The 12,793-nt window shown below is 56.5% G+C and carries 13 protein-coding genes, 1 other RNA gene and 2 pseudogenes; 9 read left to right on the top strand and 7 right to left on the bottom strand.

What is annotated here, in order from left to right:
• A pseudogene (locus ACVWXF_RS09535) lies at positions 1 to 182 on the bottom strand (photosystem II D2 protein (photosystem q(a) protein)); the annotation flags it as partial.
• 477 nt (positions 183 to 659) lie between these two features.
• Between ACVWXF_RS09535 and petM the strand changes: the two are divergent.
• The 6 genes from petM (at position 660) to ACVWXF_RS09505 (ending at position 5,107) form a co-directional block, all read left to right on the top strand.
• A complete protein-coding gene (petM, locus tag ACVWXF_RS09530; protein ID WP_414329137.1) occupies positions 660 to 767 on the top strand; it encodes a cytochrome b6-f complex subunit PetM in 108 nt (35 codons plus the stop codon).
• Between the two features lie 113 nt (positions 768 to 880).
• Positions 881 to 1,855 carry a ketopantoate reductase family protein gene (locus ACVWXF_RS09525; protein ID WP_457392665.1) on the top strand — a complete coding sequence of 325 codons (975 nt, stop codon included), beginning with the start codon at positions 881 to 883 and terminating at the stop codon, positions 1,853 to 1,855.
• Between the two features lie 193 nt (positions 1,856 to 2,048).
• The gene (locus ACVWXF_RS09520) at positions 2,049 to 2,816 is read left to right on the top strand and encodes an SDR family oxidoreductase (RefSeq protein ID WP_457474257.1); all 768 of its coding nucleotides are present in this window, start codon (positions 2,049 to 2,051) and stop codon (positions 2,814 to 2,816) included.
• Positions 2,817 to 2,888: 72 nt separating this feature from the next.
• Positions 2,889 to 4,148, top strand: coding sequence for a sensor histidine kinase (locus ACVWXF_RS09515; protein WP_457474256.1), 1,260 nt, complete (start codon positions 2,889 to 2,891; stop codon positions 4,146 to 4,148).
• 154 nt (positions 4,149 to 4,302) lie between these two features.
• A complete protein-coding gene (gene pedR / locus ACVWXF_RS09510; RefSeq protein WP_011432496.1) occupies positions 4,303 to 4,566 on the top strand; it encodes a photosynthetic electron transport-dependent transcriptional regulator PedR in 264 nt (87 codons plus the stop codon).
• A gap of 280 nt (positions 4,567 to 4,846) precedes the next feature.
• Complete coding sequence (locus ACVWXF_RS09505) at positions 4,847 to 5,107, top strand: hypothetical protein (RefSeq protein ID WP_414343320.1); 261 nt, start codon at positions 4,847 to 4,849, stop codon at positions 5,105 to 5,107.
• A gap of 79 nt (positions 5,108 to 5,186) precedes the next feature.
• Here ACVWXF_RS09505 and ACVWXF_RS09500 read toward each other — a convergent pair whose 3' ends face one another.
• A complete protein-coding gene (locus ACVWXF_RS09500) occupies positions 5,187 to 6,071 on the bottom strand; it encodes an acyl-CoA desaturase (protein ID WP_414329132.1) in 885 nt (294 codons plus the stop codon).
• Positions 6,072 to 6,330: 259 nt separating this feature from the next.
• On the opposite strand from ACVWXF_RS09500, the pseudogene ACVWXF_RS09495 reads away from it, so the two are divergent.
• Positions 6,331 to 6,489 (top strand): annotated as a pseudogene (locus ACVWXF_RS09495) (TetR family transcriptional regulator); the annotation flags it as partial.
• A 45-nt stretch (positions 6,490 to 6,534) separates the two neighbouring features.
• Here ACVWXF_RS09495 and ACVWXF_RS09490 read toward each other — a convergent pair.
• From ACVWXF_RS09490 to ACVWXF_RS09475, 4 genes are all read right to left on the bottom strand, one after another.
• Positions 6,535 to 6,867, bottom strand: coding sequence for a hypothetical protein (locus ACVWXF_RS09490; RefSeq protein ID WP_457474255.1), 333 nt, complete (start codon positions 6,865 to 6,867; stop codon positions 6,535 to 6,537).
• 212 nt (positions 6,868 to 7,079) lie between these two features.
• An RNA gene (gene rnpB / locus ACVWXF_RS09485) (RNase P RNA component class A) lies at positions 7,080 to 7,509 on the bottom strand.
• Positions 7,510 to 7,541: 32 nt separating this feature from the next.
• Complete coding sequence (locus ACVWXF_RS09480) at positions 7,542 to 8,765, bottom strand: C45 family autoproteolytic acyltransferase/hydolase (protein WP_457474254.1); 1,224 nt, start codon at positions 8,763 to 8,765, stop codon at positions 7,542 to 7,544.
• Positions 8,766 to 8,786: 21 nt separating this feature from the next.
• The gene (locus ACVWXF_RS09475) at positions 8,787 to 9,140 is read right to left on the bottom strand and encodes a rhodanese-like domain-containing protein (protein ID WP_457474253.1); all 354 of its coding nucleotides are present in this window, start codon (positions 9,138 to 9,140) and stop codon (positions 8,787 to 8,789) included.
• 220 nt (positions 9,141 to 9,360) lie between these two features.
• Here ACVWXF_RS09475 and ACVWXF_RS09470 point away from each other — a divergent pair, with 220 nt between their 5' ends.
• Together ACVWXF_RS09470 and ACVWXF_RS09465 are read left to right on the top strand one after the other, a co-directional pair.
• Positions 9,361 to 9,714, top strand: coding sequence for a hypothetical protein (locus ACVWXF_RS09470; RefSeq protein WP_049749562.1), 354 nt, complete (start codon positions 9,361 to 9,363; stop codon positions 9,712 to 9,714).
• 296 nt (positions 9,715 to 10,010) lie between these two features.
• Positions 10,011 to 11,564, top strand: coding sequence for a right-handed parallel beta-helix repeat-containing protein (locus ACVWXF_RS09465; RefSeq protein ID WP_457474252.1), 1,554 nt, complete (start codon positions 10,011 to 10,013; stop codon positions 11,562 to 11,564).
• A gap of 583 nt (positions 11,565 to 12,147) precedes the next feature.
• On the opposite strand, the gene ndhI is transcribed toward ACVWXF_RS09465, so the two are convergent.
• Entirely contained in the window at positions 12,148 to 12,771 is a 624-nt protein-coding gene (gene ndhI, locus ACVWXF_RS09460) for an NAD(P)H-quinone oxidoreductase subunit I (protein WP_457405761.1), read from the bottom strand.
• Between the last annotated feature and the right edge of the window lie 22 nt (positions 12,772 to 12,793).

The raw sequence follows: 12,793 nt of genomic DNA, 5'->3' as shown, positions 1-12,793 counted from the left end.
TGGGTGTACCAGGAAGTTACAAAGGTGGTGCCGGTGAGCCAGCCGCCCAGGGCTAGGTAAGCGCAGGGGAACAGCAGCAGCCCGGACCAGCCGATGAACACGAATCTGTCGCGCTTGAGCCAGTCATCGACGATGTCGAACCATCCTCGCTCCTGACGCACGCGCCCTACCGCTATGGTCATCTGAACTACTCCCTAAAGACATCTAAATGAATGAGGACGTTAATGAAACTACAAAGTTTGCTTCTTCGAAGCAAGAGCGGAGCCTAGGTATAAAGACTCAACTCCTGGGTCTTTTGCCTCAGTTTCCTTGAACGGCTCTTTGGCAAGAACTGCTCAGGAGTTTCCCGTTAAGTCAGGATCCCTAGCGCTCCAAGACCCTACTTAGAACCGTTTCCACAACTCGCGAGGCCCAACGGGCCATTCGAGAGCCACCAAACAAGCTTTACGGCTGTAGGCATTACAATTTAGCCTATGCCGGTAAAGACTTGTAAATTGCTTTCATTATAGAGGCGGATAGCCGGATCTCATCAAGTCTGGGAGAACGACTGTTTTTCGAGGAGTTGGGTTTGGGCCGCTACACCCTTGGAGTGAAGGCCAGGGCTTGGGATCCGATATCCTGAGAAGGCGATGTATCCCATTTGCGAGGAAGCTGAATCTATGGCTGGCGAGATCTTCACCATTGCTGGACTCTGCATTGTGCTGACCCTGGTGGGTGTGGCGCTTGGATATGGGATCCTAAGGGTGACCCAAGGGGGGGCAGAGTAAAGCTGTCGGGGATTTCTCCCGGGCCCGGTATCGGGCCTTGTTACAGCTCCATGTCAATTCCATGTCAATTGGCCACCTGGATATGAGGTGGGTGGCGGAAAGATGATAAACTCATGAAGATTTGTATCGTTGGCGCTGGGGCGGTGGGAAGTCACTTGGCCATATGCCTGGCCCGGTCTGGCTTTCCCGTCAGTGTCGTGGCGCGTGGAGCTCACCTGCAGGCCATCCGCACCCAAGGTCTGAAGCTCATCCGGCAGGGGGATCCCTCCCAAACCTGGGTAGAGCGGTTGACAGCCACCGACGATCCGGCTGCCCTGGGCCCACAGGACTGGCTGATAGTGACGGTCAAGGCCCACAGCTTGCCGCAGCTTGCCCCTCGACTGGGATCCCTGTGTGGCCCCGACACCCCCATTGTGATTGCCCAGAATGGTATCCCCTGGTGGTACTTTTACCGGCATGGGGGCGAGTTTGAGGGGCATTCCCTGACTTCCGTGGATCCAGAAGGGGTTATCGCTGCTCATTTGCCGATAGAGCGGGTGATTGGCTGTGTGGTGTACATTGCCGTGCAGTTGGCAGAGCCGGGAGTGGTCTTGCACACAGGGGGTGGGCGCTACATTCTGGGGGAGCCGGATGGATCCCTGTCAGGGCGGTTGCAGTCCTTGGCCGCCATCTTTGAACAGGCGCAGCTTTCCACCACCCTCACCTCGCAGATTCGGGCCGAGATCTGGCAGAAACTGTGGGGCAATGCCGCCTTCAATCCCATCAGCGCCCTCACCCGAGCTGCTCAAGATGAGATCGCTCAGTACCCACCCACCCATGCTCTGGTTCGGTCGGTGATGCGGGAAGTTGAGGCTGTAGCCCAAGCTCTAGGGATCCGGCTGCCGGTCTCTTTGGAAGAGCGGCTAGAAGATGCAGCCCGCGTGGGATCCCATCGCACCTCGATGCTGCAGGATGTTGAGCTGGGGCGACGGACGGAGATCGAGGCCATTGTGGGAGCCATCACCGAGTTGGGGCGTTTGGTGGGGGTGCCCACTCCCCATTTGGATACTCTGTATGCTTGCGTCAAGCTGCTGGAGCGCTCTCTTTAGGCTCTTGCAGGGAGCGGTAGGGTCGCTACCGAACGGCAGAGAAACGATTCGTTTGCTGGATCCCAGGCTCCCCCCTGGGGAAGTGGCTCGAACTCTAGAATGGCTGTAGCCTCGAACTGACGAGGAAGCTGAAGGTGGCTGTCCATTTTTCTCCGACTCAACCCAACTGAAATCACAGCATTTGAATTAGCAAATGATGATCGAAAACTCCATCGTGCTCATCACCGGAGCCAGTAGCGGCATTGGGGCCGCTTGTGCCACCCTTTTTGCCCGTTCTGGAGCCCGCCTGATTCTGGTGGCCCGCCGTCAGGATCGGCTGCAGGAACTGGCTGGGGAGTTGCAGCAGGCTTATGGCACTTCTTCCTACCTGCTGGCTTTGGATGTGCGGGATGGGACAGCCGTGCAGCAGGCGCTTCAATCTTTGCCCTCGCCGTGGGCCGACATCGACATCTTGGTCAACAATGCAGGTTTAAGTCGTGGCTTGGACAAGCTCCACACGGGGGCCTTGCAAGATTGGGAAGAGATGATCGATACCAACCTCAAGGGTCTGCTCTATGTTACCCGCGCCGTTTTGCCCGGCATGGTGGAGCGAGGTCGAGGCCATGTGGTGAACATCGGCTCCATTGCCGGTCGGCAGACCTACCCAGGTGGCGCTGTGTATTGCGCTTCCAAGGCCGCCGTGCGGGCCATCTCTGAGGGGCTGAAGCTGGATTTACTGGGCACCCCCATTCGCGTCACCGAGATTCAGCCGGGCCTGGTGGAAACCGAGTTCAGCCAAGTGCGCTTCCGTGGGGATCGCGCCCGTGCGGCAGCAGTGTATCAGGGCCTCACCCCCTTGACGGCGATGGATGTGGCTGAAGTGGTGGTGTTTGCGGCAACCCGTCCCCCCCACGTGAACATCAGCGAGATCTTGCTTGTGCCCACCGACCAAGCCAGTACCACCCTCGTACATCGTCGATAAGAGGCCGGCAACCGGGCTTTCGCCTCCACTCTTGCTTCCCTGAGCGACAATGGCAGCAAAGGTGGTGGGAACATGGGACTGGAAGCCGGGATCCTGATCGGGTTGGGAATCGGTTTGCTTTGCACGTTGCTCCTGCTGTGGCAGACTCGGCGCCGTTTCAGACGCGAATTGCAGCGGTTGGGATCCCTGGTGCATCTGGCCATGCCCCTCCACTCCCCGGAACAGATGCTCAGCTTGCTCAGCCGTCATCTTCGCCAACAAGATCTGGATTGGGCCAACCAAAAACAGCAACTGCAAAACTGGCAATACCTGAGTCAGCGGCTCCCTTGGGGATATCTGCGGGTAGACGAAAACAACGTGGTGCTGGAGTGCAATCCTGCCGCCCAGCGCCTGCTGCGCATCAGCCAATGGCAGCCGGGCATCAAGCTCTTGCTGGAATGGGTGCGCTCCTATGAGTTGGATCAGCTCATCGAGGCTACCCGCCGACAGGAGACCGCTGCTCCTGTCCAAAGTCGCGAATGGATTTTCTACCCTTCCGGTGGGGATGGCAAACCGATTCCGCTGCGGGCTTGGGGGCTGCTGCTGCCGCAAGCGCACGTGGCCATTTTTTTGGAAGACCGGCTGGAAGCAAAAATGCTGGCCCAACAGCGGGATCGCTGGGCTTCGGATGTGGCTCACGAGCTGAAAACCCCCCTCACCTCCATTCGCTTGCTGGCCGAAACTTTACAAAGCCGGGTCGATGCCGCTCAGGCAGTCTGGGTAGAACGATTGCTGAATGAGACTCTGCGCCTGAGCCGTTTGGTTCAAGACTTGCTCGAACTCAGTGCCCTCAATCTGGGAGCCGCATCCCGCTCTCAGTGGCGCTGGGTGGATCTGGCAAGTCTGGTGCAGGAAGCCTGGCAAAGTTTGGAGCCGTTGGCCAAACCCCGCCACCAGGAACTGCACCTGAGGGGATCGTCCCAGATTTACCTCTGGGGAGATGAGCAACGCCTATACCGCCTCGTTCTCAATCTCTTGGACAACGCCATCAAGTATGGCAAGCCCGACTCTCCTATCCACGTGGTGCTTTCGGAGCAGGGATCCCAGGTGCGGCTAGAGGTGTACGACCACGGCCCCGGCCTGCCAGAGGATCAATTTGAGTTGGTCTTCCAGCCCTTTTACCGCACCGACACTGCGCGGGCCCGCAGCAAAGGCGGAACTGGCCTAGGGCTGGCAATTGTGCGACAAATTGTCGAAGTTCACGGGGGCACCATCCAACTGCGCAATCACCCGCAAACCGGTGGGCTGTGGGTTCAGGTGGAACTGCCCCGGAAGCACCTGGATCCCTTGTGAAACCCGCCCGAAGACGCTCGCGTCAGTGGCCCGCAGCCAGAATCTGGACGAGAATCGCCTAAGATTTCCTTTCTTCAGGGCTGTCCATCTCAGGGGTGATCCCCTAGAATTGGGGTAGGTAATCCTTACAGTTCATCTTAAGCAGGCATTCGGAATGGGCACCGACTATCATTCCGCGGACTTGTTGTCCGAACGGGAGCTGCAGGTCATTGAGTTGATTGCAGCAGGACTGACCAATCAGGACATCGCGGAACGCCTAGAGATCAGCAAGCGCACCGTTGACAATCACATCAGCAATATTTTGAGCAAGACCCGAACGGCAAATCGGGTGGCCTTAGTACGCTGGGCCTTGCAATGGGGAAAGATTTGCCTGGATCAGGTAAACTGCTGCACTTTGGTCGATGACAAAATTGCTTAGTCCTATCCTGTTTTGCCGGTCAAGTGTCCAGCAAAGAGTGTTGAGCGGGGGGTTTTGGTGACTGTATTGCCCAGAAGTTATAGTCATTTCAATGAGGAATGAAACTGTTCCGTTGCAGTGCTTCCTAGCTCTTCTCTCTCTTAGGGAGAGGGATTGGGGGGCTCGCGGAAGTGATGCGGAGCATTTGGGCGACACCGCGGAGTAGTTAGGAAGCGTCTTAATCTAACTTGAAGTGACTATACTTGAGTTGTTTTGAGCTACGTTGATTGGGTTGTCATACGTGAGCGTCCCCAAGCTGAAACGCTACGCTGTTCGCTACGATTCTATGCCCCTGATGGTTTATCGGGAATTGGCTGCCCATTTGGCTTGTGTTTCAGGGGTGAAAACGGAGCTGGAGTGGAAAAAAAACTCCACCTTTCGCTACCAAGACAGCCAAATAGAGGCATTGCATATTCATCAAGAACCCGATGCCGACATAGAACAAATTAAGCGTATTCTTGACCACTATGGAGCGTGGCAGTATAGCCCCTTAGAAGACTAGCTCTCTCTGCAACCCAAAAGGGATCCCTAGGGATAGGGATCCCCGGATGATTCCTCTGCAAGGTCTGGGAAAAACCAGTTCAGCGAGCAGCTTGGCCTTGGGCAGGCAGGTGCAGCTTACGAGCCAGGCCCAATCTCGCCAACAGCCAAATGGCCCAGTAGGTCATGTCGATCTCCCACCAACGCAAACCGGCCTTAACGCACTTCGGGTCGGCATGATGGTTGTTGTGCCACCCTTCACCATAGGTCAGAATCGCCGCCCACCAAAGGTTACGAGCATTGTCATTGCTCTCGAAAGTCCGGTAACCCCAGAAGTGGCTGGCCGAGTTGATTAACCAGGTGCAATGCAGCAGCAGCACTGTCCGCACAAAGATACCGTACACGACGAATGACCAGCCCCCCAGCAGGTAGAGTATCGCGGCCAACGGCAGTTGCAAAAGCAGAGCATACCTATCCAGCCAGCGGTAGAAGGGATCCCGAGCCAAGTCGGGCGCAAAGGCAAAATACTTCTCAGGGTTAAAAAATTCTTCGCGGTGGTAGATCAGCCAGAGCACATGGCTCCACCAAAAGCCCTTACGAGCAGAATAGGGATCCCTCTCCTCATCTTCGGTAAAGGCGTGATGCTGACGGTGGCCGCCCACCCAAAAGATCGGCCCCCCTTGAACGGCCAGGGCACCGAGAGTCGTGAAGACATATTCCAGCCACTTGGGCACCTGGAAACTACGATGGCTGAGCAAGCGGTGGTACCCCAGGCAGATGCCCAAGCTACCGAAACACCAGTGGAGAAACAGGGCTACCCCCAGAGCGGGCCAGGAGAAGAAGAAAATGCCTCCCACCAGGGCCACCACGTGAAAAATGGCAAAGAAGAGCACATGTTCCCAAGCAAACCGAAAGGACTCTTGGGGCTCGGGCCGATTGAGCGGAGCGGGATGATTCAGCGATTGGCGAGAAAAAGAAGTGGTCATGAACCCACAAAACCTCAGAAGAAGAAGTAGACTAGACTGACTACGAAAGAGCCAAAACACAAAGCCCAAGTTAAGGCCGCCGGATAACAGCGGCCCAACGTGAAAACGGAGTCAAACCCCTGAAGACACCGCCATAGCCAGCGGTGACTTGCTATGTGCTCCGCTGTGATGAACTTGGCTACACAGGAAGAAGAGGAGCAGAGGCAACGCTGCCGACATCCTCTCGCTTGACATTAAGCCTAGCGGTATTCCACCGTAAATGCAAGCGTCACTTGCAGCCCGCCGCAATTCTTCAGGTTTTCTCCTCACTATGGCACGTCCTTCTTCTCGGCAAAGGCTGCTGAATGCGGCTCGGGAGCTGTTCGTTCGTCAGGGCATCACCCAGACCACCACCCGTCAAATTGCGGATTTGGCCGGAGTGAATGAGGTCACCCTGTTTCGGCACTTCGGCACCAAGCAGGGGCTACTCCTGGCCGTATTTGGCGAGTTGGGGGTTTTTTCCGGCATTGCCGATCTGCCCCTGAAGGCGGATCCCGCCCCCTCTCAAGGTTCTGGGTTGCAAGCCATTCTCCTGCGCTATGTCCACACCTGTTTTCGGGCTTTGGCCGATAATCCTGAACTGGTGCGCTCCCTGGTCGGGGAGGCTGGCCTTTATTCTGAGGAACATCGTCGCGCCTTGCGGATGGGTTTTTCTCAGGCCCAAGAACAGCTGACAGAGTATTTGCGGCGATTTCCCAACTCTGAGTTGCAATCTGTCGAGCCGGATCGCCTTAATGCAGCCGTTGGGGTTTTGCATGTGATGATTTTGGGAGCAGCCATGCTGGCAGTAACCGCCGAGTTGCCCACCGTTCACGCCGACGGGGCGGAGCCCTCTGTCGAGGAGCAGAATGAGGAGAAACCGGCAGATAAACAATCAGAAGAAAGCGCTGAACCCGACAGGATACCCTCCCTCCTGCAAGCCTGCGTGGAGCTGTGGATGGCAGGCGTGACCCAACAGAGACCAGATAGAAAAGAGAGGAGGTTGTAAGCCGGGTTCTGTAGTGCAGAGTTGCACTGGCGATCATCCATCTGGGAGTGATGTTGCCATCACCCTCTAGCGGCTCACCACCATCGAGAGCACCCTTCCCCGCTTTGGGTACCGTGATCTCGATGCAACCGACAGGGGCGAAGAACAGCCATGATCCTGCGGCTGCGGCCTTGCTTTCCACCGGGGTTTACCGAGCCAACGCCTCACGACGTTGCTGGTGGGCTCTTACCCCACCTTTGCACCCTTACCTGTGCTGGGATCCCAGCCATCGGCGGTATGTTTCTGTGGCACTATCCTCGCGGTTACCCGCACTGGGCTTTCCCCAGCGGTGTGTTCTTCTGAAAGCCCGGACTTTCCTCATCCCGCTGTCTGGTGGCGACAGCAAGGACGCGATCGCCTGCCCCTCCTCTCTCTTCAGCTCGATCCTACTGCATCTTCCAAACCTAGAAAATCCCGGAAATCGGTACAAACTCCACGTGATCGGGAATGTTGGGGGCCACATGCAGGATTTGTTGGTTCAGATCCATCACCACAGCCGCTACGCTTTCGGTGCGATCCCAGGCGGGCAGATGGGGATCCGGATAGCGGCAGATGCAGTGGGGGGCATTCGTCCGGTCCTGTAGGATTTTTTGAAGAGTGACCGCGTCTAGGGTTCCCGTTTGAGCACTCTGGCGAAGCAAATGATAGGCCCGTTCTAGCCTTGTGGAGGATCCTATATGGGGGGGCAGCTCATCTTCTCGCAAGGCCGGATCCAGGAAATGATTGGTGTGGGCGAGGATCCCTCCTTGAGGGAGATGCAGGCCAATTCCTCGTGGACTGATTTCAAAGCTGATTGCACTAGCGGGCTGTAGGCCTACCGCCTGTCCTGCGGTACCCGCAACGCTGACACAAGAGGACGCGGTGTAAGGATAGGATCCCACCCTCTCCACAGCTTGCTGCCACTCCTCACACTCCAACAACAAGCGCAATAGCAAATGCACCGGCATTCCCTCGGTTTGCCCATCTAGGGTAGAGCGCAAGAGGTTGAGGGCCACGGCCAACCCTGCTTGATTGAGGCCAATTTTGGCCAGGATCCCAGCTTCGGTCAGGGTGAGGTAGGCAGGGTGGGTATCGGAGCGAACGCACAACAGCACACAGGCCCTGCGCTGCTCCCCGATCCAATCCCAGGTTTGGGCCAAGTAGGTGTGGTGGGTGGAGGTAGCCTGGGGCAAGGCCGCCAGGGTGGTGCATTCTCCCCCATCCGGGTTGGCTTGGGCTGGATCAATGAGATCAATCCCCTTGAATTCATGAGCAGGATCCGGTGGGTGCTGGGGCACCCCGTTTTGGAGATTGTGTTCCAGAGCAGCGGCGCAGTCGGGATGGGATCCCCTGGGAACCGATCTGGATAAAATCTCGGTGCGCAAATTGAGGGCCAGAATCTCGGCGAAACGAAAGCCACTCCCCGCGGCAATGCCTTGGATTTCTTCCAGCAGGTGGGGCACGTGGCGCTCTAGCCAGGGCAGGGATCCCTCTGCTTGGGTCTGGGCCTGCTGCCAGGTGAGACCACAGCGGTAGGCAAATTGGCGGGCGTAACTAGCAATGCTGTGGCGAATGAGTTGGGCCGCCTGGGATCCATACTGTTGGCCTCGTTGTTGGGGATCCCCCTGCAGATGAAGAATGGGGAACATGGTGCTGGTTTGCCCGTGACCTCAATAGGTGGGCAGGGAGGGATCCACCTCACAAGCCCAAGCGTGAATGCCGCCGCTGATGTTATGAACCTGAGTGAACCCGTTGGCCTGTAGCCACCGGCTCATCTGAGCAGAGCGGATGCCATGATGACAGAGCACAAAAGTTGGCTGATTCGGATCCAGCTCTGTGAGGATCCGTTCCCTCCATTCCTCGTACCGGCTCAAGGGGTAGTTGCGAAAGCCCAGGGCATTTAAATTCACCAGCTCCAGCTCTGCCGGTTCCCGCACATCGATCAATTGCAGAGGGCCGGCCTCGGGATCCTGTAGGTATTGGGCCATCTGTTGTGGTGTAATGGAGCGGATGGAGAAGGACATCGCCAACTCTGGTCTACAGGGATCCCTTTTCAAGATACACCGGCTCAGCGGCTGCCCTGAGACTGCCCGCAAAGGTTAAGATGTCACCCTGATTTGGGCTTAGCCTGGGTATGGCTGTGCAACGCTTTTTGATCGACACGGATACGGCGGGAGATGATGTTACCTCGCTGCTCTTTGGGCTGCTCTGGCCCAACAGCATCCTACAGGGCTGCCCGCCGGGGTGAGTTTCATTCGAGATCCCTTTGCGGAAGTGCCCAAACCCGCCGATTATGCCAGCATCTGCAGCGGAGATACCCGTCCGCTGTTCTTTATCGGTGTGGATGCTAACCAAAACTACCTGGGGGATACCGATAACAACCCTGCCACCCTCAACCACGGTCTCACCTCGATGCTGAAGCGGGTGGATATGGCCACCTATGAAGTGATTCGCAGCGTGGTGGAAGGCAACTTTAAGGCAACTTTGTCGGCGGCATTCAAACCTTTGGCCTGGAGAACGAGGGTGTGGGCTATGCCCTGGATGAATACAACCAAGCCTTGCTCTCAGCGGATTTGGTGGCTGCTGTGGAAGCGGTGAAGCAAGACATCCTCGCCGGAACCCTCGAAGTACCTGAAGAGCGCTAGATTTTTGAGATTTTTGTTGCCGATTGATTGCGGATCCCTGGCGAAGCCTTGACTAAACAGAGGATCCATCAGAGGATGCTTTTGCTGAGGGCATTGGATCGCAACTTGGCCATCTGCACTTTGACCTCGTGGCAGTTGCTTGTTGTTCTTGTTTGTTGCTGTAACAACCTTAACCGCTAAGCGCTTGTAAGGAGCTTTCCACCTATGCTTGGCCAAGTATCCAAGTCTGGTTGGGGGATCTGTTCAGCCTTGCTGCCTCTGTTGGCAGGGATCGCTTTCGGCTGTGGAGGAGGCACAGGCAACTCTCCCCCTCTGCCGTCGCCAGGTAGTGGATCTGTCGTCCTGCAAGTGGATCCGGCCAGGGGCCCCTTTACCAAGGTGGCTGATGCCGTTGCAGAAGCGCAGCGGCTGCAAAATGCCACAGCAGGACTAGAGGTGCTGATCCAGATTTTGGGGGCGGGCAAGGAGAGACTGGAGAAGAACCTCGCCCTGGATGGAGGTGACGGCACCAATGGCGGGCGGATTCGGATTACCAGCTCTGCTGCCTACGAGATCCTAGCGGGGTTGTTCGATGTGGTTGTAGCCAGCCAAACTAGCCTGCAAGGGGTAGAGGTCGTGTTGGAAGGTGGAAAGATTCAGGTCAACGGTGGCACCTTTCAGCCGAGCAAGGTCACCCTCAACGACCCTCGCTCCAACATCTTGGTCAACGGCAATGCTGCGGTTCTAGAGGGAGCCTTGAACCAATTGGCCGAGATTTTGTGCCAGCAATTTTTGGATCCCTGTGTGCAGATCTCCGGAAACAGTCGAGTCAGCGGCATTTCGTCAATCGTTAGCAAAACAGGCGGGGTGGGCATAGGCACAACACCAGGAAGTAACCCAACCCTCGAGAACAACACGATTCTCTTACAAGCTTTAGGGACTTTGGCTGTTCGCTACAGCGACAACTCCGGCGGGATCTTCCGCAACAACCAAATCGAAGGGGATCCACCTACCGCTGGGGCTGGCTTAGTGCTGCAGGCTCGGCAAGCAGGTAGGAGCGGCACTACCGGGATTCAACTGGATGGGGCAGGCTCAATTCCATCCATTCAATCCAACAGGATCGGCGTGGGTGGGATAGCCGGGAGCGTCGGCATTCGCATCTTGCAAGGAACACAAGCCCGTACCCTTTCTGGAAATACATTTCTGGCTCGGGGCGAGGGCAGAGGGATAGCAATTCAAGCGGCCCCCGGCACCCCAGATGTGGTGATTGCAGCCTACCTAGCCGGCAATGCCTTCCAGGGGAACTTTGCTGAGAGAGTTGCTGTGGGACTCTTCACACCCACACCTGAGCCAACGCCCTCTCCCACCCCGACACCTACACCCGTGCCCACACTTAGGCCGACGCCCTCTCCCACCCCGACACCTACACCCGTGCCCACACCTGAGCCAACGCCTTCTCCCACCCTGACACCTACACCCGTGCCCACACTTAGGCCGACGCCTCCTTCCACCCCGACGCCTACACCCACGCCCATACCTTCTGGCCCAAGGATCACAATCCCTAGCTTACCTGCAGCTGCAACGGTAACTATTACTCAGGCAGACGGCACAGTTATTGCCACTTCCACATCGGTGTCTGGGGATGTCGTCACCTTCCCGGCTCCGTTTATCCTTCCCTTTGGCGGTCAGGTTCGTATCACCCCTGCTGTCCCTTCCCCAGCGCCCATCACAGTGGGAACCATCACCCTTAGCACCTTCGACAACACAACTAACCCTGGCAGCACGACTTATTTCAACCTTGGACCTAGCATTCCCGTAAACTAGCTTTTGTCTGTGTTTAGGCGATTGGTTTTCCTTTGGCTCAAGGTTGCTCAGGCGTGGAAGGCTACCCTTTTGAAATGTGAGGATGCTATGGGTATTTCTGCCGTTTCTTCCCCTGGAGACTTAGCAGTTGCCCTGCCGCCGGGTTTTGATGTCCCTTTGGGTACCTACCATATGGGTGACCCTGCCTTTCGGTTTCCCTGAAGGGGGGTTGGCAAACCTTGCAAGCAGCTTTGGCTCTTAATTTCGTTTTCTTGTTAGAGATTTGCGATGGCTACCTACAACCCTAGTTGCAGCCAGCGTTCTTCGCTAGCCTCCGTGCTTCTAGCCTCCTTCCTAGTAAGAGGGGGCGGCTGCCTGTTCTTTTTCTTCCGAACCCTATGATGAAACTGTTTGAACGTTGCTCCCAGTCAACTGCTTCCATTCGCTTTACCATAACACTTCGCAAACAGTTCGCAGGAGCGGAATTGTCGCCCAAGCCTTTAGCGGGTTAGCCGCCTCAGGGGAATCTGCGGGTAAGTTCACACTCTCTTTGCCCCTAGGGATAGGTCTCTCCACCAGCAATCTAGGCCGTTGGCTGTTCCGACTACTCCACTGCAGCTTTGGCTTCCTTCTCTTTGGCTGCCTTGGCAGCGCGCATTTCCGCCAAAATCTCTTCGGGTCGTTTACCGGCACGCTGGGATCCAGCAGGTAAATCGTGGGGATCGATTACCCCTTTGGGCAGATAGGCAAATTCTCGCAAGGGGGTCACCATCGGGTCTTCGGTAACTTTAGAGGGCAGACGGCCCATCGCCACCTGATGGTAGTTGAGGTCGTGGCGGTCGTAGGCGGCCAGCTCATAATCCTCAGTTACCGAGAGGCAGTTGGTGGGGCAAAACTCCACACAATTGGCACAGAAAATGCACACCCCAAAATCAATGCTGTAGCTGTAAAGCTCCTTTTTCTTCAGCTCTGGGTTGTAGGCCCAATCCACCACTGGCAGGTCAATTGGGCAAACCCGAACGCAGATCTCGCAGGCAATACACTTATCAAACTCGAAGTGGATGCGTCCCCGAAAGCGCTCAGAGGGGATCAGCTTTTCGAAGGGGTATTGCACAGTTACTGGGCGCCGACCCATGTGGTCGAAAACCACCCCCATTCCCTGGCCAATGTATTTGGCAGCTCGGAAGGCATCGCCCACATATTCTTTGACACGCTTTAGAAAAGTCATGGTCTATGTTCTCCCTCTCTGG

The sequence above is a fragment of the Thermostichus sp. MS-CIW-40 genome (assembly GCF_054058315.1).
The sequence above is the reverse complement of the archived record's forward strand: the minus strand, read 5'-3'. Positions and strand labels throughout refer to the sequence as shown.

Bases quoted from the DNA above. Each gene is read 5' to 3' on its own strand.
- ACVWXF_RS09480 (WP_457474254.1), bottom strand. From the start codon at position 8,765: ATGTTCCCCATTCTTCATCTGCAGGGGGATCCCCAACAACGAGGCCAA.
- ndhI (WP_457405761.1), bottom strand. From the start codon at position 12,771: ATGACTTTTCTAAAGCGTGTCAAAGAATATGTGGGCGATGCCTTCCGA.
- ACVWXF_RS09500 (WP_414329132.1), bottom strand. From the start codon at position 6,071: ATGACCACTTCTTTTTCTCGCCAATCGCTGAATCATCCCGCTCCGCTC.
- ACVWXF_RS09490 (WP_457474255.1), bottom strand. From the start codon at position 6,867: ATGCAAAACCCCAACGGCTGCATTAAGGCGATCCGGCTCGACAGATTG.
- ACVWXF_RS09475 (WP_457474253.1), bottom strand. From the start codon at position 9,140: ATGTCCTTCTCCATCCGCTCCATTACACCACAACAGATGGCCCAATAC.
- ACVWXF_RS09520 (WP_457474257.1), top strand. From the start codon at position 2,049: ATGATGATCGAAAACTCCATCGTGCTCATCACCGGAGCCAGTAGCGGC.
- pedR (WP_011432496.1), top strand. From the start codon at position 4,303: ATGGGCACCGACTATCATTCCGCGGACTTGTTGTCCGAACGGGAGCTG.
- ACVWXF_RS09515 (WP_457474256.1), top strand. From the start codon at position 2,889: ATGGGACTGGAAGCCGGGATCCTGATCGGGTTGGGAATCGGTTTGCTT.
- petM (WP_414329137.1), top strand. From the start codon at position 660: ATGGCTGGCGAGATCTTCACCATTGCTGGACTCTGCATTGTGCTGACC.
- ACVWXF_RS09525 (WP_457392665.1), top strand. From the start codon at position 881: ATGAAGATTTGTATCGTTGGCGCTGGGGCGGTGGGAAGTCACTTGGCC.